Genomic DNA, 18,673 nt, shown 5'->3' with positions numbered 1-18,673 from the left:
CTACAAGGATGAGGCATTGAAATGGGGCTCTTTCTTCTTATTTCTAGTTTGAGTTAGTTTGGAAATCCTGTTGATTGTTCCTTGAGAAGAAACAACGGGATTTTTTATAAATCAAATTTTATTCCTTGAGCCAGAGGCAAACTAGTAGTATAATTTATGGTATTGGTTTGCCTTCTCATATATATTTTCCACGCGTCAGATCCACTTTCTCTGCCACCACCTGTTTCTTTTTCACCTCCAAAAGCTCCGCCAATTTCTGCGCCGGAGGTGCCAATATTAACATTGGCGATACCACAATCACTGCCAGCACAAGATAGAAATGCTTCTGCTTCACGAAGATTATTGGTCATAATAGCGGAAGACAGACCTTGAACAACACCATTTTGAATTGCTATTGCTTCTTCTAAGTCCTCAGAATATTTTAGAAGATAAAGAATTGGTGCAAACGTTTCATTTTGGACTATAGCATATGAATTATCGGCTTCGGCAATTGCAGGTTTTACATAACAACCACTTTCGTAACCTTCACCAGTAAGGACGCCTCCTTCTACCAATAACTTACCACCTTGCTTAACTACCTCTGTAAGAGCATTTTCATACATGTTTACAGCGTCTTTATCGATTAAGGGCCCAACATGATTATTTTCATCTAAAGGATTACCAATGCGAAGTTGTTTATAGGCCGAAACCAGGGCATCTTTTACTTCATTATAAATCGATGAATGAATGATTAACCTTCTAGTTGAAGTACAGCGCTGCCCTGCTGTTCCAACGGCACCAAATACGGCACCAATTACAGTCATTTTTATATCTGCATCCGGGCTTACTATGATGGCATTGTTGCCGCCAAGTTCTAGAAGGGATTTACCCAATCTGGATGCCACTGTCTGGGCTACTATTTTTCCCATTCTAATGGAACCTGTAGCAGATAATAATGGGATTCTATTATCCGTAGACAAGAATTCTCCTACGGTAAAGTCTCCATTAATTAAATTAGAAATTCCTTCAGGTAGCATATTTTTTCTAAAAACGGAAGCAGCTATATTCTGACAGGCAATACCACATAGGGGAGCTTTTTCAGAAGGTTTCCAAACACAGACATCACCACATATCCATGCCAAGGCCGTATTCCACGCCCAAACCGCAACCGGAAAATTAAAGGCAGAAATTATTCCTACAACACCGAGAGGGTGGTATTGTTCATACATTCTATGACCTGGTCTTTCTGAATGCATGGTAAGACCGTGAAGTTGTCTGGATAAGCCTACAGCGAAATCACAGATGTCTATCATTTCCTGAACTTCACCAAGACCTTCCTGGTAAGATTTCCCCATTTCATATGAGACTAATTTACCTAACGGCTCCTTTAATTCTCTAAGTTTATCCCCAAATTGTCGGACAATTTCTCCTCTCTGAGGGGCGGGTTTCTTACGCCATGATTTAAAGGCATCTGTGGCCTTTTCCATTACCTTGTTATAGTCTTCTTTGGTAGTACTTCTAACACTGGCAATAAGAGCCCCATCAACTGGAGAACGGGATTCAATTAATTCGCCGGTGGAAAAAAAATCACTTCCAGTAGAAGTCCCGTCGTTAATATCTTTTATCCCTAATGCCCTCAAGGCTTCATCAATACCAAAATCCATAGCAACTGCAGTCATAATACTTCTTTTAAAGGTCTAGTTATATTTGACACAAAATTACAAATATTTGTGATGAAGTCATCCAAAAGAACACTAATGTTATAAAAAATTAGAAGAACAATATTAGGGTAATAGTTATCAGGGCCGGTATAGCCTGCACAAAAAATATTTTCTTGTCTGTGGTTAATCCGCCAAAGATTCCAGCAACACTAATACAAGAAAGAAAAAAAAGGGCAATATTGGTCTGCCAGTCCCCATCTTCTATAAGCAAAGACCAAAATATACCTGCCGCGAGGAAACCGTTGTAGAGGCCTTGATTTGCAGCCAAAGATTTGGAGGCAACAAATAGTTCTTTTGGAAAGCCTTTGAAAATTTTCGGCCCTTTGGTTGTCCACGCAAACATCTCGAACCATAAAAAGTACAGATGCATAAGAAGTATGAAGATCAGTAAGATGGTAATCAGTAATTCCATAAAATAAATGCTAATCTTTTCCGATAAACCTTTCGTCAACTTCCATTACCTCCCCGCAATTTGAACAGCTCCTTAGCTCTACGGAGGAATAGAAGTGTTTAAAATGTTTCAGAAAGTCTTTTTCAATATCATTTAGTTCAAAATAGGTCTCGTATAATTTATTATTACAATTATCACAGTACCATAAGAGGCCATCTTTTCCTTTTAGATTTTTTCTCTTTCTTTCTATCACTAAACCAATAGAACCAGCACTTCTGGATGGAGAATGTGGAATTTTCGCCGGATGTAAATACATATCACCAGGGCCCAATTCAAATGTTTTTTTAATACCATCTTCCTGAATATGAACATTGATTGTCCCTTCAATTTGGTAAAATAGCTCTTCTGTTTCATTGTAATGATAGTCTTTACGAGCATTAGGCCCCGCTACAATCATAACAATATAATCTCCGGATTCTTTGTACAGATTTTTATTGCCTACCGGGGGTTTCAATAGATGACGATTTTGATCTATCCACCGCTGGAGATTAAATGGAGTTTTAATAGACATAAGATAATATTTAGGAAAGCAGAGACAGTCACAATGCTACTCGTATCTTATCAAAGGTAAAAAAGAATACTTTCTTTTTGGTATTATCTATAAAATAGTTGGGTATAGTACAGCTTCCCGTTCGTATCTTTTTTTACACTAATACCTGTATGTGTAAAATCCCCTTCAATAGTTTTTCTGTGGCTTGGACTATTAAGCCAACTTTCTAAAGCCAAATCGGCCGAGGGATAATCTTTCGCTACATTTTCGGCAACCATTTCTGCATTTACCTTACTGGTAATACCCGAAGCTCTGGCACTAAAATTATCATGACTTAAACTACCATTTACTATCATGTAATCGTTGTGCAAATTCGCATAGTCATATGCAACCTCATTAAACAACAGGTCTGCGTGTCCTAAACTTCTTCTATGGGAATTTACTATGTTCAGTAAGTCTTGTTCAACGCTCGTTAAACTAACAGCCTCTGGAATAGGAGTATTATCGAGGGACTCGGAGCTACAAGAACCTGCCAATAATACAACTAAAATAGAGACAGCTAATGCTATTCTCATTTTCATATAGTGTATTCTTTGCAAGCAGGATAAAAACGGTAATATAAAATGGGGAAATACCACAGGTGGTATTCTCCTCAATATTATAAAAATTGTTTAATCAGTAAGAGAAAAAGGAGAAGAAATCGACAAAATGTCAATTTTACCTTTTAAAGTTCTGAAAATGCATCAATTACATTTCCAAAGACTAGCACGCCAATATTTTTTAAGGGCGTATAAAGAATAGATTCTTTAACCAAATTTGTCTCAGACGGATTAAAAGATGTTCCTACGGCATCAACAACAAAGAGTAAGGTGCCGAGAATAACGGCAGTTTTTAATAATCCAAAAATACCTCCAGCAATCTTATTAATAAGACCAAGCATGGCCAAGTTGGCAATTTGTGTAAGTAATTTACCAGCCAAACCTACAACAATTACGATAGCAATAAATGTAATTATAAAGGCGGTTAACTTTATGGCATTTGGATCCCAACTCATATTTTGCGAAAGATATTCGCCAATCACATAAGAAAATTTTATTGCCCCATAAAACCCTACAATAAGTGCTATAAGGGAGGCAACTTCTACAAACAGACCATTCTTTAGACCTTTGAATAATCCATAGGCCAAAAAAACTACAAAAAGGATATCAAGAAAAGACATTATATTAGTTTTTGTAAAGATAGAATATTGATTTGTACCTTTGAAAAGGTTAAAAAGACCAAGGTTTTATCAATTAACGAAGTGGAGCGTAAATGAGCAGAGATATAGTCTTAAAAGATAGATGGGAAGAATTAGTACAGAAGCTATCTTCCACATTTAGTGATGGGGATCCTTTAGAACTTGACGGGATAATTTATTTAGTTGGAGTTCAAGAAAAGGGGAATTATCATAGGAGCTATAAAAAAGATGATAAGATCAATCTAATGCACATTGCAATTTGCAAGCTTTTGGAACCTTATGGTTATTATGAATTTGAATATTTTGATGAGGAAGGATGGCCTCATTATACGATAAAGGAAAATTTGCCACCACTTAAAGCGGGGGAGCAATCGGTTCTGATGAAAGAAGCTATCGTTAATTACTTCTTAGAGCGAAATTATATTCAGTAAAAGAATTTTTGAATACCATTCTTTAGGTTTTTTCAAGGGAATACAATTTTTGACCATCCCCCTTAACCTAATAATGATATCCCTTATTTTGCCTCCATTTTTTATTCATTTAGATTTGTAAAAAGCGATTCGATGCTTTTAAATTGCTAGTGGATGGAAAAGTATATAGAATTTACGAATAAAAACAGAAGTTCGATTATAGCTAAATTAAAGACGGATGTTTTTGATCTAGTAGTTATTGGAGGAGGTATAACAGGGGCTGGGATTGCCTTGGATGCTTCCTCTAGGGGTCTTAAAGTTGCCCTTATAGAAAAGGGTGACTTTGCTTCAGGGACAAGTAGTAAGTCTACTAAATTAATCCACGGAGGACTGCGATATCTAAAACAATTTGATTTTTGGCTTGTTAAGGAAGTTGGCTCTGAACGGGCAATTGTACATAAACTAGCGCCACATTTGGTACTTCCGGAGAAAATGTTATTGCCCTTAATTGACGGAGGTTCTTACGGTAAATGGCTCACATCTATAGGACTGAAAGTTTATGATGTATTAGCCCAGGTAAGTGGGGAGGACAAGCGAAAAATGTTAGAGAAAAAAGAAGCGCTAGAATTAGAGCCTCTCCTGCCCAAGAAAAAAGTAAAAGGAGCCGGATACTACGCAGAATATAGAACAGATGATGCCAGATTGACCATTGAAAATATTAAAACCAGTTTGCACTACGGTAGTATTGCTTTAAACTATGCCAAAGTAGAGGATTTTATTTATAGTGCCGATAAGATTTCGGGCATAGAAGTAACAGACGTATTTTCTAAGGAAGCCTTTTCGATAAAGGCTAAACATGTGATAAGTGCAGCAGGTCCATGGGTAGATGAAATGCGTCAAATAAATAGGTCTAAAAAAGGGAAAAGACTTCATCTAACCAAAGGTGTTCATCTTGTTTTTCCACATTATAAACTCCCCGTAAAACAATCTGTATATTTTGATGTTCCTGATGGTAGAATGATTTTTGCTATTCCAAGAGGTAAGGTAACCTATGTAGGGACTACAGATACTAATTTTAATAAAGATAAAGACAATGTTCGCACAGACTTAGCCGATGCTATTTATTTAATTTCGGCAGTGAATAACATGTTTCCTAAGATAAATTTGGAAATGCAAGATATTGTGTCCTCCTGGGCGGGTTTAAGACCACTAATACACGAGGAAGGTAAATCGGCCTCGGAACTTTCTAGAAAGGATGAAATCTTTACTTCTGACACTGGTTTGATAAGTATGGCAGGAGGCAAACTAACAGGGTATAGAAAAATGGCAGAACGGGCAGTTAATCTAATTGCAAGAAAGCTAGAGGAAGAGGAAGGCTTGCCATATGTGGAGTGCTCTACGGAAGAAATTCCGTTGTGCGGGAACGGGTTTAAAAAATTTAAGCATGTAAAAAAATACATTGATACTGTCTATTCCCAATTAAATAATGATGGTTTTCAACCATATGATGCCTGGTATTTGGTAACAACATATGGGAAACAAGCGGAAAAAATTCTTGAATACTATAAACAATTTACCGACGAAGATATCCTAATTCGTTTGGCCAAAGCCGAGCTTCACTTCTGTATCCGTTATGAAATGACTACTACTCCAATCGACTATTTTGTAAGAAGAACCGGAAGATTGTATTTCGATATTGAGAGCATTGCTCATCTACAAGAAGCTATTCTGAAAGAGTTTAAAACAGTATTTGAACTTGATGCCAACCAAATTGCATCTTATAAAAATGAACTGGAAGCACTAATAAAGGATCACTCTGATTTCTCTATTGAAAGGGACTAAAGCAAAACCCCGAGACTCCATTTTAAGATTCCAAAACCTTCGTAATACCAGGAATAGGTATAGGGTAAGCTCCTTCCGAGTCAGGAACCACTTTGGGCAAGCTATCCCAGCTGAAAGTATCAGGCATAATACTTCGCCCTTTATTAAGGGCATCATCAAAGCTAATTTGTTGCCCAGAATAGGTAGCCATCCTTCCTAGAATGGCCGTCATTGTGGTTTTGGCAGAATATTCTGCGTCACTAATTAAACCACCGCTCCGTATGGAGGCGAAGAGTTTATCGTGCTCTGTCTGATATGGATTGGGATCATCCACGCCCTGATGTTCGTAGATGGTTTCACCATCGTAACCAGTAATTATTCCCTTGTTTTGTGAATCGGTATAAATCTTCCCTTCGGTTCCCTGAAAGCTCTCCGAAACATTATCCAGACAACCCTTTTGATGACGGCACTGACTGGAAATAACAGCACCAGATGGATAGGTAAACTCTACGAAGTGATGATCAAAAATTTGTCCGTATTTATTATCTACACGAACCTCTCTACCCCCCATGCCCTGAGCATGAATAGGGAATTCGCCAATAAACCAATTGGCCACGTCAATATTATGGATATGCTGTTCTACAATATGGTCCCCACAAAGCCAATTAAAATAATACCAGTTGCGCATCTGATACTCCATTTCTGTCTGTTTGGGCTGCCTTTCTTTAACCCAAACCCCAGCACTATTCCAATAGACCTGTCCGGATACTATTTTACCTATTTTGCCCGCTTTAATTTGGTCTAAGCAAGCAAGATAACTTAGTTGGTAATGTCTTTGAAGCCCTACAACCACGTTTAGTTTTTTCTTTTTTGCCTCAGCGGCTGTCTTTAGAACACTCCTTATTCCGGGGGCGTCTGTGGCTAGAGGCTTCTCCATAAAAACATGTTTATTCTTTTCAATAGCATACTGAAAATGCATCGGCCTAAAACCGGGGGTGGTGGTAAGCAGAACCACGTCTGCCTTATCTATGGCTTCTTTATATGCGTTAAAACCGACATGCTTGTCTGCTTCCTTTACGGCGATTTTATCGGTATTGGCAAATTTTTGACTTAACACATTGAAACATTTGTCTAATCGATCTTGAAAGGCATCTGCCATTGCCACGAGTTTCACATTTTCTTTAGTACTAAGTGCCTGGGCCGCAGCTCCAGTGCCTCTTCCGCCGCAACCAATGAGGGCTATTTTTATGCTGTCATCACCAAGGACATGAGCGGATGATATGGCATCTAAAGGGGTGGTTATTATAGCTCCTCCTGCAAGGGCTGTATTTTTACAAAATTTTCTTCGAGTTAATTTACTAGGCTGTTTTTTCATGTTGTTGTATTTAAAAATCATCAATGGCTTCTAACCAATAGGTGGCTATTTTTTCTTCGCTTGGAGTAATTTTTGGGCTTACTATTCTAAAGCCAACCATCGGGGCATTCGTATGCCACCATCTACTTTTCGGTATCTGCGGATCAATTCTTTTCCATTCTGGAGTTGAAGCTTTTCTAGCAGAAGACCTTAAAGCTTCGGGAGAATCCATCCATGAACCTCCACGAACCGTTCTGGGGTATAATGAAATTGGTATTGTCCATGGATTCTGTAAAATTTCAGATGTTTTTGAATACCCATCTTTTGAATACCCGTCCATAGTCCACTCCGCTACATTACCATGCATATCATATAGTCCAAAGGCATTTGGCAATTTGGTTCCAACCTTTTGGTATTTGTTATTACTGTTACTTCCATACCAGGCGTAGGCCGAAAGTTCTTTTTCGTCATTTCCAAAAGAGTAGTCCTGGTTGCTTCCGGCGCGACAGGCATATTCCCATTCTGCCTCTGTTGGGAGTCTATAAAACTTACCGGTTTTGGCACTAAGCCATTTGCAAAAAGTAAGGGCCGCATGTTGGGTAACATTTACCACCGGAAAATCCTTTTTCCCCATGCCATGACTCATATCTACATAGGGCGGAGTAGCCGAGGCTATGGCATCGACATCTAATGCAATTTGATCCTCTTTTACTTCATTTCTTACTCCGTCAATTTGCCTTTCTAAAAACAGTTCGTACTGATCCCAGGTAATTTCATAAGTGCTCATATAAAAATCACTTAGCTCTACCTTATGACTTGGGCTTTCATCAGCCTTGTGCTCATCATCGCCCATTGCAAAAATACCCCCTTTAATAGCTTTCATTTCAAAGACTATGTCTGTGCCGGAAACTTCTTGTGAATAGTCTGCAAAAGTGTCTTGGGCCAAGTTTTTCTGTACTTGGGTCACTTTTATAACACCAGAGATTAAATAAGAGCTAAATAAATGAATATAAACAAGGATTAATAATATGCTTGGATTTAGACAAAAGGGAATAATTCTGCTCATAAAATTTAAACTACTTCCATAAAGAAGTAGTAAGCTACAAAAAAAAAGGAAATAGTTAGTCTAATTTATCCGCTAGCTCCTTAAAGGTTTGCTTTGCACTGGCATTTTTATATAAAACCTTGTAGACGGCATTTATAATTGGTGTCCGGACTTTTTTCTTAAACTGACTTTTCAATTCATAGGCGCTTTTTGTGGCATAGTAACCTTCGGCAACCATATTCATTTCCATCATGGCACTTTGCACACGATATCCTTTTCCAATCATATTGCCGAACATTCGATTTCGGCTAAAAGTGGAATATCCCGTCACCAATAAATCTCCCAAATAGGCCGAATTATTTATGTTTCTTTTCATTTTATGCACCCTAGAGATATAGCGCTTCATCTCACGAATAGCATTGCTCATTAAAACACTTTGAAAATTATCTCCATAGCCTAATCCGTGAGCGATTCCGGCGGCTAAAGCGTATATGTTTTTTAACATTGCAGCATATTCTGTGCCTATAATGTCATCTGAAATTTTAGTGTTTATGTAGTTACTGTTTAGATGTTTGGCGAGCATAGAGGCCTTGGTGGTATCTGAACAGGCAATTGTTAGATAGGAGAGGCGCTCCAAAGCCACTTCTTCTGCATGGCAAGGCCCTGTTATAACTCCTATGCTACTCATTGGTATTCCATAATTTTTATGAAAGTGCTCTCCAACAATAAGACCGGTCTCAGGAACAATACCTTTAATTGCTGAAAAAACTATCTTATCTTTTAGAGGAATGCTGAGCTTTTTTAATTCTGCCTCAAGAAAAGCCGAGGGAATAGCAAATATGATGAGATTAGCTTCTTCGATAGCCTTATCAAGCTGATCGGTCAAGGAAAGCTGATCCGTCTGAAATTCAACAGAAGTCAGATAATTAGGATTGTGTCTGTGTTTTTGGATATAGCTAATAGCATCACTGTTTCGCATATACCATATAACATCATCGGAGTTTTCGGTTAACATCTTTACGATGGCCGTTGCCCAACTCCCTCCCCCGATTACCGCAATTTTAATGTCTTGTTCCATATAGTAAAGGATAATTTCAAAAGTAATTAAAATAAGGTCTTGCCCTAATATATAAGAGCAAAAGCACAAGATAGATTAACGGCCCTATTGATGGATATTTTTACTTTAAAATTCTTTGTCTAAAACTAGAGGGTTTCTCATTGGCTATTTTTTTAAATATACGATTAAAATAAGAGAGACTTTCGAAACCGCTGGCATAACATGATTCTGTGATGTTCTTTCCTGAAAGAATAAGTCTCTTTGCCTGACTAACACGATATTGGTTAAGGAAAGAAATAAAAGTATTGCCAGTAGCCTTTTTAAAAAACCTGCAAAAAGTTGCTTTTTCTAAATGGCATAGTTCGGCCACTTCCACAATTGCGATCTTTTTTTGATAATTTTCGTCAACATAGGCATAAATTTCCCTTAGGCGGTTTTGTTGTTTTTGATTATACCTGCTTTTTACGGGTTCATTATGAAGTAGGCTATAGTCATCGCTCTGTGCTAAACATTCCAGAATTTCGAGAACGGCCATGAATTGTGCAAATGATGAAAGTTTATGAAGTCTTTTAAGTATACTTCCAAGTTCTTTCTTTGTTGAAGAACCAAATGCAATACCGTATTTAGATTTTTCAAAAAGCGTATTAATTTTATCTAATTCAGGTATTTCAGGAAATATTTTGGATTTAAAGTTAGGACTGATGTGTAGAACCTCTTTTCGATATTCATCCTGCATTCCATAATCGAAATTTAAATGCGGAATATTAGAACCAATTAAAACCAAGTCACTCCCGTAAAATGTAGAAATATGATCGCCAACATGTCTAGTTCCTTTAACACCTTCAATATAGACCAATTCATATTCAGGATGAAAGTGCCAATAAAACAGGTCATTAAGCTTTGGATTATGAAGTAAACGAAAAGACCTTTGCTCATCTGTTCGTATTTTTTCTAATTGAATTTTCACCCCCATTATTACTAAATTGCCTTTTATTTTAAAAAAACGGTACAATAAAGTCAATATAATACAAATTTTTATCAATATCAAGGTGGTTCATATTGTTTCATGTGAATAATTTTACACTATTGTTATTATAAATTAAAAAGAAATGAAAGCAACAGATCAGAAGTTAGAAATGGCCAATAAGGCGCATGAAGAAATACCAGGTAATCCGTCTACGGCTACAAGCAGTCAGAAAAGACTAAATGACCGAAGCAATGGAGAACCTCTAAAAGTATTAAGTGAAAAGGATTGGTTGTTTTGGAAACATAACGGTTATATAGTTATCAAAAATGCGGTGCCCAAAGAACAAGCCCAACAAACGGCTAACTTTATCTGGGAGTTTGATGAGAAAAATCCGGACGATTCAAGTACATGGTATGCCCCCTCACGTGCAGAAATGAAAATGAAAGAATTAACCGGAACAGGGATGGTAGAGGTTTACAACCACCAATTACTATGGAATAATAGACAAATGCCCAGAGTATATAAGGCCTTTGCTGATATTTGGGGGACAGAGAAATTATGGGTCACTATAGATCGGGCAAATCTTAATTTCCCGCAACGTCCGGGGCATGAAAGAAAAGGTTTTATCCATTGGGATTACGACCCCGAGACAAGACCGCAGAACGTACAAGGGGTTTTGGCTCTGGCGGATCAGAATGATGAAGATATGGGTGGTTTCCAATGTATTCCGTGGCTTTATAGAAATTATGACACTTGGAAATTAACACAGCCAGAAGACAGAGATCATTTTCAGCCAGATACTACAGGATTAGAGAAGGAATTTGTTAAAGTAAAATTGAATGCCGGAGACTTATTAATATTCAACAGTACACAGCCTCATGGGATTCGGCCAAATAAGTCAAAGGACAGGGTTAGAATAGCGCAGTATATTTCCATGATGCCAGCGGAAGAAGAGAATACAGAGTTGCGTAATTGGCGTATTAACTCATGGAAAAATCGAATTGCTCCAGAAGGTTATGCTTTTCCAGGCGACCCGAGAAATTGGGAACAAACGAAATACGATACGGCAAGTTTAAGTGAACTGGGAAAGAAATTATTAGGTTTAGACCCTTGGTAATTGAGAATCTCATAAATCTCAGGAGTTTACACCTTAAATGGCAGATTTAATGCTATTTTTGCCGCCTTAATACAATAGGCTTTGAAGAAATATTTAAATCTTTTCGATTTTTCACAAAAAGTTGATTATAAAATTGAGGTACTCTCTGGATTAACGGTGGCTTTGGCCTTAGTGCCTGAGGCCATAGCGTTTGCGCTTATAGCTGGGCTTTCCCCTTTAACGGGATTATATGCAGCTTTTGTAATGGGACTTGTTACCTCTATTCTGGGAGGGCGGCCAGGAATGATTTCTGGAGCAACCGGAGCTGTTGCTGTAGTTATTGTTTCTTTAGCAATAGACTATGGTGTGGAATATGTATTTGCAGCGGTCGTATTAGCCGGAATACTTCAATTAATTGCAGGATTTCTTCGGCTTGGAAAGCTTATGCGCTTAGTACCGCATCCCGTAATTTTTGGATTTGTCAATGGTCTGGCAATAATTATTTTTCTGTCCCAATTGGATCAATTTAAGACTACGGATGGTGCTTGGTTATCTGGTACAACCCTATTTATATTCTTGGGGCTGGTATTATTTACCATGTTAATCATATGGGGTTTGCCCAGACTAAGTAAAGCAGTCCCCGCATCGTTAGTGGCAATTCTATCGGTATTTGGGATTGTTATGCTTTTTGGGATTGACACTAAGACTATTGGTGATATTGCGTCTATTCAAGGAGGTTTTCCACCTTTCCACATTCCTGAAATTCCCTTTAATATAGAAACCCTAAAAATCATTTTTCCATATTCGGCAATCGTTGCTGGCGTTGGTTTAATTGAAAGCTTACTAACACTTAATATAATTGATGAGATTACGGAAACTCGCGGGAGAGGTAATAAAGAAGCAGTTGCTCAGGGTACAGCAAATATCTTGTCGGGTCTGTTTTCCGGAATGGGAGGTTGTGCTATGATTGGCCAAAGTCTTATAAATACTTCAAATGGAGCCAGAGCCAGATTATCTGGTATAGTTGCCTCCATAATGCTCTTAGTTTTTATAATGTTTGGGGCAGGTTTAATTGAAAGAGTGCCAATGGCAGCCTTAACCGGGTTAATGATTATGGTGGCATTGGGGACCTTTGAATGGGCTAGTCTCAGAACTTTTACCAGAATGCCAAAATCGGATGTTTTAGTAATGGTTTTAGTCACCTTGGTTACTATCTTCCTACATAATTTGGCTTTGGCGGTTTTAGTTGGGGTTATAATTTCGGCCTTGGTTTTTGCCTGGGACAATGCTAAAAGGATTAGGGCAAGAAAGTTTGTGGATGATGAGGGAATAAAACATTACGAAATTTACGGGCCTCTTTTTTTTGGCTCTATAAGTCTTTTTAATGAAAAATTCGACGTTCTCAATGATCCCAATGAAGTGATTATCGACTTCAAAGAGAGTAGGGTCGTAGATATGTCGGCTATAGAGGCCTTAAATAAGATTACGGAACGATATCATAAAGTAGGAAAAAAAGTCCATTTAAGACATTTAAGTAAAGACTGCAGAGGATTATTGGCCAATGCAGACTCCATCATAGACGTCAATGTAATGGAAGATCCTACCTATAAGGTTTTGACCGATACTTAACGGGACTTCGTTCAAAATAAGAAAAGTCTAATTTAACAGAAGCAATTAAGCGTTACTCAGAAATTGCAAAGCGAATTGTAATTGCGGTTTCCACTTTTATTTTTTCAAATTCTATAGGAATAGGTTCGTAATTATCCGATTCCATAGAAGTTCTTAAAACCTGCGATTTGCCTTGTATTCTATTATACACGGAAGTATTTAAATCCGATATATAAATTGCTTTACCGACTGTTTGTTCTAAGGGGATTAACATCATCTGGGCCTGTTCCTTAGCCTTTTTTACCGCTTCTTGTTTTAGCTTAATTGTTAATTCTTCAATTTTTGAATATTCGCCTTTAAGTAAATATACATTAGCGATTCCAATGGATTCTAAACCAAGGATAACCTTGCCTGCAGTTTCTGCATCATATACTAATAATATATACTGCTTGGATTTTTCAACATCTTTTTTTCTTAAAAAATATTGGTTAAAATTGCTGGAGAGATCTGCCAGGGAAAGTTGTTTTTTAAGATCAATATTAAGCGAATTTAACTTGGCTTCCATCTGATTCTCTTGCTTTTCTAATGAAACCTTGCCCTTCGAATCAAGTTCAGCAATAGTTATGGATAAATAAATCCGATCCGGAATTACAAGACTATCTACTCTGGAGGTAGTTTCCAAATAGGGTTGATCTATAAAATTCTTTCCTTGTGTAAATCCCTTTAAACAGATTAGAAAGAAAAATGGAACCAGGATATTTTTAATTTTCATAATTTGATTAGTGTGTGTCATCTCTAAGAACTTTTATTTGGTTAAGATTACCAATAACAATGCCAAAAAAAAGCCATACTTTTTAAAAAGTACGGCTTATTAAATTAAATATTTGATTGCTTAAAGTGTACGCAAGTATTCTGCAATAGATCTAGCGTCTTCCTGACTTAAATTTTGATTAAGCATTATAGCGTTATTGTACTCTTTTAACAGGGCTATCGCAATAGGGTCTTCCTTAATCATTCCATCGGGGTTAAGAATCATATTCATTACCCATTCCGGACTTCTTCTTTCATATACTCCAGCAAGGGCAGGACCAATCATACGCTGATTTGCCATATGACAAGCAGTACAGATAGCATTAAATTTTGCCTCTCCTGCTGCAGCCAAATCCGTATCTACTTCTTCTGCGAAGCTAACGGAGGTCACCGGGCCAATACCTTTGTTACTAAGATCTACAGGGACTTCTTCAGAAGTAACTTCAGGTTTTACTTCCTTTTTTGTACGATTCATTTCAAAACCGCCGTCTTTTTTTTCTTCTTTCTTTTCCCCGCATCCTATTACAAGTGCAAGTACTCCTAAAATGGTAATTATTTTCCGCATAACATATTAATTAGAACTACTAAGATATAAAATAGCTTCTTTTAAAAGGTCTCCTTTAAAAAATTATAACCAATTTTTTCCGGATAAGATAGATTTTGTGTTTCAGGAAATCCTACATGGCCTCCATATTTCGGGAGTTTAAGGAATAGCTTGGAGTTTTTTTTGGCTTCTGATACCGGGTAACATCTGTTGCCCAAAAAGGAATCATTTAAGGCATTAATAATCAAAGTCGGGGTTTTAATACCTTTTAAGAATTGATCCGAACTACAGGTTTTATAATAATCCATCGCATCTTTAAAACCATGTGCCTTACTAGTATAAATATCATCAAAGTCTTTTAAATTTTTTATTTTTATAATCTCAGAGGATGAGATTAACTCAGGGAAGGCCTTCTTCTTGGCATCTAACTTTTCAAGTAGGTGCTTCATAAAACGTCTAGCATAAAGAAGGTTTTGAGGTTTGAGAAGTTGAAGCAGAGAATCGTGTAAATTACAGGGAACGGATACCGCTATTGCTCCTTTTATAAAGGGAGAGACTTTTCTTTCACCCAGGTATTTTAATGCCATATTCCCACCCAAACTAAAGCCTTTAAGGTATATGGATTGATACTTCTTATCGTTTAAGATATACAGAATTACTTCGTTTAAATCTTCGGTTGCCCCGGAATGGTAGGATCTAAAAAGACGGTTAGGTTCTCCACTGCATCCTCTTAAGTTTACGGCACAACAATCCAATCCTCTAGCATTAAAATATTTTGCACTTCCCAATATATAGGGGCGTTGCGCATGTCCTTCTAAACCATGTAATAGAATAACTACTTTATCCGATTTTTCCCGTGCAAAACTCCAGTCGAGATCTAGAAAATCGCCATCCTCTAGCTCCATACGTTCTCGTATCTGTTGTACTCCTTCTACTTTCCTAAAAATGCCAGCATAAATGGTAGCGATATGACCATTTTTAAAGATAAATTGAGGTTCATAATTAGATGGATCCAATGGCATGAAAAGAAATGTTCAATTATAAAATAGTTTTTAAATAAAGAGATAAGACTTTATAGGGCTGGGCAAATATTCTTTTTGTAGTTACTCTAATTGTTACTTTATCGCTATCGAATTTATTAATTATGCTTTAGGATAATCTTTTAGTTTGGCATACTGCTCCTGGATGGCATTTTTAAATTCCTCTTTTAATTTAAGAATTAAGTCTTTCACAGTACTTACATTCTTAATGGTAGTTACCCCTTGGCCGGCAGACCAAATTGTTTTCCATGCCTTTGCCTCTGTATCTAATTCCTTCCCAAAGTCAATTTTCACATCTTTTTTTAGATCTTCTTCCCCAATTCCAGCCGCAGCTAAACTAGATCCGAGAAAGTTTGCATGTACCCCGGAAATAGCCGCAGTGTATACAATATCACTTGCTCCGGCATTAATTATCATTTCTCTGTATTCTTTAGGCGCCTTACTTTCAGAAGTATTTATAAATCGGGTTCCCATATATGCTAAATCTGCACCCATTTGAAGTGCTGAAGCTACGTCTCTCCCGGTACTGATACACCCTGATAAAATAATGGTCTTGTCAAAAAAGCTTTTTATCTCTGCCACCAAACTCATAGGGTTTATTGTGCCACCATGCCCTCCTGCTCCTGCTGCGACAAGAATTAATCCATCTACCCCTGCATCTGCTGCTTTTTCAGCATGCCTCTTTTTAATGATATCATGAAAGACTAACCCGCCATAGCTGTGAACTGCATCAACCAACTGCGAAACTGCCCCTAGAGAAGTGATTATTATTGGAACTTTATGTTTAATACACAGCTTAAGATCTGTTTCCAATCTTGGATTTGTGGGATGGACGATTAAGTTTACCCCAAATGGTGCGGCTTTTTTACCCGTTTCTTTCTCGAATTGTTCTAAGCTAGATTTAATTTGAATTAGCCACTCTTCAAAACCTTCGCTGCTTCTTTGATTAAGTGCGGGAAAGGTTCCGACAATTCCATTCTTACAACATTCAATTACCAATTGAGGGCCGGAAATGAGAAACAAAGGAGCAGCTATTACAGGTAAGGAAAGCTCTTTGATAAAAGCAGGTTTTGGCATCATATGAATTTCTTGTTTCTCTAAAAATAACAATAAAAATAGGAAGAAGAATCTCTTAAATGTAAAACTGTATTATTTTTAGGTCATAAAAATAAATTCAAAGATTACTACCTATGTACATTAAAGATTTTGAAATAAGATGGAGTGATGTAGATGCGAATAAACATCTGGCCAATTCTGCTTATGTTAATTTTATGGGTCATACCCGAATGTCTTTTTTTAAGGATGTTGGGGGTTTGTCTTTACAGGATTTTAACAAGCTTCATTTGGCACCAGTAGTTCTATATGAGCACATATATTATTTTCAAGAGGTATATTTAGGTGAGCCTGTGAAGGTCTCTTTGGAATTAACCGGATTAAGTGAGGAGGGTAAATTCTTTGAATATCTACATAATTTTTATGATGCTAAGGGAAAGAATCTAGCCCATGGGGAAATGCTGGGCGCATGGATCGATAGTAAAACTAGAAAGCTTGCACCCTTACCCGAAGATATTATGTGTAAATTTCAACATATGGATAAGGCGGCAACCTATAGAACTTTAACTAAACAAGATACACGAAGGTATAATAAAAGGCCGATTGATTTAAAACTCTAAGCCAGTGAGATTACCTACAGGTTTAATAGATATTAGCAGAATTTAGTCTTTGTTAATTCTTTGCCTTTTAGGTTTTAACCCTACTAAATAAACACCCAACAAAACGAGGGCTGCAGCTCCTATTTTAACGGCGGTTAGATGGTCTTTGCCGCTTACTATAGCAAACAATATTCCGATAACGGGCTGTACATATACAAAAGCACTAACGGTAGAAGCTTTTAGCTGAGTCAGAGCATAGATATTGAAAAGATAGGTGCAAAAGGTTGTACCTACGATAACATAGGCAATTCTCCAAATTGCCTCGAAGGGTAATTCCGACCATGATACTTCCAAAAACTCTGGCAGGGCAATTGGGAGATTAAAAATTACGCCTAACAGAAACAGCCATTTCATCAGTGTAAAGGGGTGATATTTTTCTAGAAGTTTCTTTACGAGTATGAGATAAAGGCCATAAAAAAGAGAGTTTACCAGAAAAAGTGAATTGCCAAGAGGAATGTTTGGGGCATCACTTCTTATTTCATTCCCGTATAAAATTAGGACTACGGCTCCTACCAGTCCAATTAATATTCCGGCAATTTTAAGGGGGACCACCTTTTCCTTAATTAGAATGGCAGACAAAACAACAACAATAATAGGGGTGGTGGTTATTAAGACAGAGCTGTTTATAGGAGTTGATAAATCCAATCCTTTAAAAAAGGCCAACATATTTATGACCATGCCAAAAAGACTGCAAAGAATCATTCTACCCCAATCTTTCCTCTCTATTTTCTCTTTTGGCCCAAAAAACGATATTCCCCAGAAAAGTATAGATGCTCCTAAAACCCTAACCATTATAAACCCAAATGGCGAAATATAAGCGGGCATTACTCCTTTGGCTATAGTATGATTTAGGCCGTATATAGTAGTAGCCCCAAGTGCTGCGAGTATTGCAAGTGTCCTCTTGCTCAAGAATGGATTTTTTCTTTGGCGAGAGCAACAGTATGTTTGCTATTTCCAACATAAAGAGAAGCTCCGACTTGAATTACAGGTCTTTTTAAAAAAGTATAATGCTCAAGGAGCAATGCCTTTAGGTCTTTTTCTGTTAAATGGTCAACATTTAAGTTTCTCTCGCGATAAAGACGAGCTCTTTTATTGAACAGCGATAAATAACTCCCTGATTTGTCTTTTAAATCTTCTAATTGCTCGGTTGTTATGGGATCACTTTTAATATCTTGAAACTCAAATTCATTTAATGGCGCTAATTCATTTAAGATGCGCTTACAGGTATCACAAGTACTCAAATAGTATATTTTTTTCATATATAAGTATATGGTATTCAAAAATAGAATAACTCTTATAAAAATCTTCTGAAAGTTTGTGCTATTTTTAAC

Annotated in this window: 20 protein-coding genes; 5 read left to right on the top strand and 15 right to left on the bottom strand. The window is 37.2% G+C overall.

All coding sequences use genetic code 11. The annotated features are described in order from the left end of the window. Positions 1 to 104: 104 nt before the first annotated feature. From amaB to PXG98_RS02350, 5 genes are all read right to left on the bottom strand, one after another. Positions 105 to 1,658 (bottom strand): L-piperidine-6-carboxylate dehydrogenase, encoded by a 1,554-nt coding sequence (gene amaB, locus PXG98_RS02370; RefSeq protein WP_276388799.1) that lies wholly within the window; start codon positions 1,656 to 1,658, stop codon positions 105 to 107. A 91-nt stretch (positions 1,659 to 1,749) separates the two neighbouring features. Further along, the gene (locus tag PXG98_RS02365) at positions 1,750 to 2,112 is read right to left on the bottom strand and encodes a DUF1304 domain-containing protein (protein WP_276388798.1); all 363 of its coding nucleotides are present in this window, start codon (positions 2,110 to 2,112) and stop codon (positions 1,750 to 1,752) included. Positions 2,113 to 2,122: 10 nt separating this feature from the next. After that, positions 2,123 to 2,662 carry a 3-hydroxyanthranilate 3,4-dioxygenase gene (locus PXG98_RS02360; RefSeq protein ID WP_276388797.1) on the bottom strand — a complete coding sequence of 180 codons (540 nt, stop codon included), beginning with the start codon at positions 2,660 to 2,662 and terminating at the stop codon, positions 2,123 to 2,125. Positions 2,663 to 2,745: 83 nt separating this feature from the next. Then, positions 2,746 to 3,222, bottom strand: a complete 477-nt coding sequence (locus PXG98_RS02355) for a CAP domain-containing protein (RefSeq protein ID WP_276388796.1) — start codon at positions 3,220 to 3,222, stop codon at positions 2,746 to 2,748. Between the two features lie 143 nt (positions 3,223 to 3,365). Beyond that, a complete protein-coding gene (locus tag PXG98_RS02350) occupies positions 3,366 to 3,860 on the bottom strand; it encodes a CvpA family protein (protein WP_276388795.1) in 495 nt (164 codons plus the stop codon). Between the two features lie 92 nt (positions 3,861 to 3,952). On the opposite strand from PXG98_RS02350, the gene PXG98_RS02345 reads away from it, so the two are divergent. Together PXG98_RS02345 and PXG98_RS02340 are read left to right on the top strand one after the other, a co-directional pair. Continuing rightward, positions 3,953 to 4,309, top strand: a complete 357-nt coding sequence (locus PXG98_RS02345) for a hypothetical protein (protein ID WP_276388794.1) — start codon at positions 3,953 to 3,955, stop codon at positions 4,307 to 4,309. A gap of 153 nt (positions 4,310 to 4,462) precedes the next feature. Next, positions 4,463 to 6,130 carry a glycerol-3-phosphate dehydrogenase/oxidase gene (locus tag PXG98_RS02340; protein WP_276388793.1) on the top strand — a complete coding sequence of 556 codons (1,668 nt, stop codon included), beginning with the start codon at positions 4,463 to 4,465 and terminating at the stop codon, positions 6,128 to 6,130. 22 nt (positions 6,131 to 6,152) lie between these two features. On the opposite strand, the gene PXG98_RS02335 is transcribed toward PXG98_RS02340, so the two are convergent. The 4 genes from PXG98_RS02335 to PXG98_RS02320 all read right to left on the bottom strand — a co-directional run bounded on the left by PXG98_RS02335 (position 6,153) and on the right by PXG98_RS02320 (position 10,538). Next, positions 6,153 to 7,484 (bottom strand): Gfo/Idh/MocA family protein, encoded by a 1,332-nt coding sequence (locus PXG98_RS02335; protein WP_276388792.1) that lies wholly within the window; start codon positions 7,482 to 7,484, stop codon positions 6,153 to 6,155. A 10-nt stretch (positions 7,485 to 7,494) separates the two neighbouring features. Continuing rightward, positions 7,495 to 8,529: a formylglycine-generating enzyme family protein gene (locus PXG98_RS02330; protein ID WP_276388791.1), complete on the bottom strand. Its 1,035-nt coding sequence runs from the start codon at positions 8,527 to 8,529 to the stop codon at positions 7,495 to 7,497. Positions 8,530 to 8,584: 55 nt separating this feature from the next. Continuing rightward, positions 8,585 to 9,586, bottom strand: a complete 1,002-nt coding sequence (locus tag PXG98_RS02325) for an NAD(P)H-dependent glycerol-3-phosphate dehydrogenase (RefSeq protein WP_276388790.1) — start codon at positions 9,584 to 9,586, stop codon at positions 8,585 to 8,587. Between the two features lie 100 nt (positions 9,587 to 9,686). Beyond that, a complete protein-coding gene (locus PXG98_RS02320) occupies positions 9,687 to 10,538 on the bottom strand; it encodes an AraC family transcriptional regulator (RefSeq protein ID WP_276388789.1) in 852 nt (283 codons plus the stop codon). A gap of 136 nt (positions 10,539 to 10,674) precedes the next feature. Between PXG98_RS02320 and PXG98_RS02315 the strand changes: the two genes are divergently transcribed. Both PXG98_RS02315 and PXG98_RS02310 read left to right on the top strand, forming a co-directional pair. Further along, positions 10,675 to 11,649 (top strand): phytanoyl-CoA dioxygenase family protein, encoded by a 975-nt coding sequence (locus PXG98_RS02315; protein WP_276388788.1) that lies wholly within the window; start codon positions 10,675 to 10,677, stop codon positions 11,647 to 11,649. Positions 11,650 to 11,730: 81 nt separating this feature from the next. Then, a complete protein-coding gene (locus PXG98_RS02310) occupies positions 11,731 to 13,257 on the top strand; it encodes a SulP family inorganic anion transporter (protein WP_276388787.1) in 1,527 nt (508 codons plus the stop codon). A gap of 52 nt (positions 13,258 to 13,309) precedes the next feature. Here the strand turns inward: PXG98_RS02310 and PXG98_RS02305 are convergent, their stop codons facing one another. The 4 genes from PXG98_RS02305 to PXG98_RS02290 all read right to left on the bottom strand — a co-directional run bounded on the left by PXG98_RS02305 (position 13,310) and on the right by PXG98_RS02290 (position 16,710). Continuing rightward, positions 13,310 to 14,008 (bottom strand): SIMPL domain-containing protein, encoded by a 699-nt coding sequence (locus PXG98_RS02305; RefSeq protein ID WP_276388786.1) that lies wholly within the window; start codon positions 14,006 to 14,008, stop codon positions 13,310 to 13,312. Positions 14,009 to 14,128: 120 nt separating this feature from the next. After that, positions 14,129 to 14,611: a c-type cytochrome gene (locus tag PXG98_RS02300; protein ID WP_276388785.1), complete on the bottom strand. Its 483-nt coding sequence runs from the start codon at positions 14,609 to 14,611 to the stop codon at positions 14,129 to 14,131. 41 nt (positions 14,612 to 14,652) lie between these two features. Then, a complete protein-coding gene (locus PXG98_RS02295) occupies positions 14,653 to 15,612 on the bottom strand; it encodes a YheT family hydrolase (RefSeq protein ID WP_276388784.1) in 960 nt (319 codons plus the stop codon). 120 nt (positions 15,613 to 15,732) lie between these two features. Further along, positions 15,733 to 16,710: an NAD(P)H-dependent flavin oxidoreductase gene (locus tag PXG98_RS02290; RefSeq protein WP_276388783.1), complete on the bottom strand. Its 978-nt coding sequence runs from the start codon at positions 16,708 to 16,710 to the stop codon at positions 15,733 to 15,735. Positions 16,711 to 16,820: 110 nt separating this feature from the next. Between PXG98_RS02290 and PXG98_RS02285 the strand changes: the two genes are divergently transcribed. Continuing rightward, the gene (locus tag PXG98_RS02285; RefSeq protein ID WP_276388782.1) at positions 16,821 to 17,303 is read left to right on the top strand and encodes an acyl-CoA thioesterase; all 483 of its coding nucleotides are present in this window, start codon (positions 16,821 to 16,823) and stop codon (positions 17,301 to 17,303) included. A 42-nt stretch (positions 17,304 to 17,345) separates the two neighbouring features. Here PXG98_RS02285 and PXG98_RS02280 read toward each other — a convergent pair whose 3' ends face one another. After that, entirely contained in the window at positions 17,346 to 18,251 is a 906-nt protein-coding gene (locus PXG98_RS02280) for a DMT family transporter (RefSeq protein WP_276388781.1), read from the bottom strand. Next, positions 18,248 to 18,601, bottom strand: coding sequence for an arsenate reductase family protein (locus PXG98_RS02275; protein WP_276388780.1), 354 nt, complete (start codon positions 18,599 to 18,601; stop codon positions 18,248 to 18,250). Before PXG98_RS02275 ends, PXG98_RS02280 begins: the two co-directional genes overlap by 4 nt. Positions 18,602 to 18,673 lie beyond the last annotated feature (72 nt).

The sequence above is a fragment of the Eudoraea chungangensis genome (genome assembly GCF_029360665.1).
GTDB classification, from domain to species: Bacteria; Bacteroidota; Bacteroidia; order Flavobacteriales; family Flavobacteriaceae; genus Eudoraea; species Eudoraea chungangensis.
This window is presented reverse-complemented; position numbering and strand designations above follow the sequence as displayed.

Coding starts and splice junctions, on each gene's coding strand:
- amaB (WP_276388799.1), bottom strand. CDS start 1,658: ATGACTGCAGTTGCTATGGATTTTGGTATTGATGAAGCCTTGAGGGCA.
- PXG98_RS02365 (WP_276388798.1), bottom strand. CDS start 2,112: ATGGAATTACTGATTACCATCTTACTGATCTTCATACTTCTTATGCAT.
- PXG98_RS02360 (WP_276388797.1), bottom strand. CDS start 2,662: ATGTCTATTAAAACTCCATTTAATCTCCAGCGGTGGATAGATCAAAAT.
- PXG98_RS02355 (WP_276388796.1), bottom strand. CDS start 3,222: ATGAAAATGAGAATAGCATTAGCTGTCTCTATTTTAGTTGTATTATTG.
- PXG98_RS02350 (WP_276388795.1), bottom strand. CDS start 3,860: ATGTCTTTTCTTGATATCCTTTTTGTAGTTTTTTTGGCCTATGGATTA.
- PXG98_RS02345 (WP_276388794.1), top strand. CDS start 3,953: ATGAGCAGAGATATAGTCTTAAAAGATAGATGGGAAGAATTAGTACAG.
- PXG98_RS02340 (WP_276388793.1), top strand. CDS start 4,463: ATGGAAAAGTATATAGAATTTACGAATAAAAACAGAAGTTCGATTATA.
- PXG98_RS02335 (WP_276388792.1), bottom strand. CDS start 7,484: ATGAAAAAACAGCCTAGTAAATTAACTCGAAGAAAATTTTGTAAAAAT.
- PXG98_RS02330 (WP_276388791.1), bottom strand. CDS start 8,529: ATGAGCAGAATTATTCCCTTTTGTCTAAATCCAAGCATATTATTAATC.
- PXG98_RS02325 (WP_276388790.1), bottom strand. CDS start 9,586: ATGGAACAAGACATTAAAATTGCGGTAATCGGGGGAGGGAGTTGGGCA.
- PXG98_RS02320 (WP_276388789.1), bottom strand. CDS start 10,538: ATGGGGGTGAAAATTCAATTAGAAAAAATACGAACAGATGAGCAAAGG.
- PXG98_RS02315 (WP_276388788.1), top strand. CDS start 10,675: ATGAAAGCAACAGATCAGAAGTTAGAAATGGCCAATAAGGCGCATGAA.
- PXG98_RS02305 (WP_276388786.1), bottom strand. CDS start 14,008: ATGAAAATTAAAAATATCCTGGTTCCATTTTTCTTTCTAATCTGTTTA.
- PXG98_RS02300 (WP_276388785.1), bottom strand. CDS start 14,611: ATGCGGAAAATAATTACCATTTTAGGAGTACTTGCACTTGTAATAGGA.
- PXG98_RS02295 (WP_276388784.1), bottom strand. CDS start 15,612: ATGCCATTGGATCCATCTAATTATGAACCTCAATTTATCTTTAAAAAT.
- PXG98_RS02290 (WP_276388783.1), bottom strand. CDS start 16,710: ATGATGCCAAAACCTGCTTTTATCAAAGAGCTTTCCTTACCTGTAATA.
- PXG98_RS02285 (WP_276388782.1), top strand. CDS start 16,821: ATGTACATTAAAGATTTTGAAATAAGATGGAGTGATGTAGATGCGAAT.
- PXG98_RS02275 (WP_276388780.1), bottom strand. CDS start 18,601: ATGAAAAAAATATACTATTTGAGTACTTGTGATACCTGTAAGCGCATC.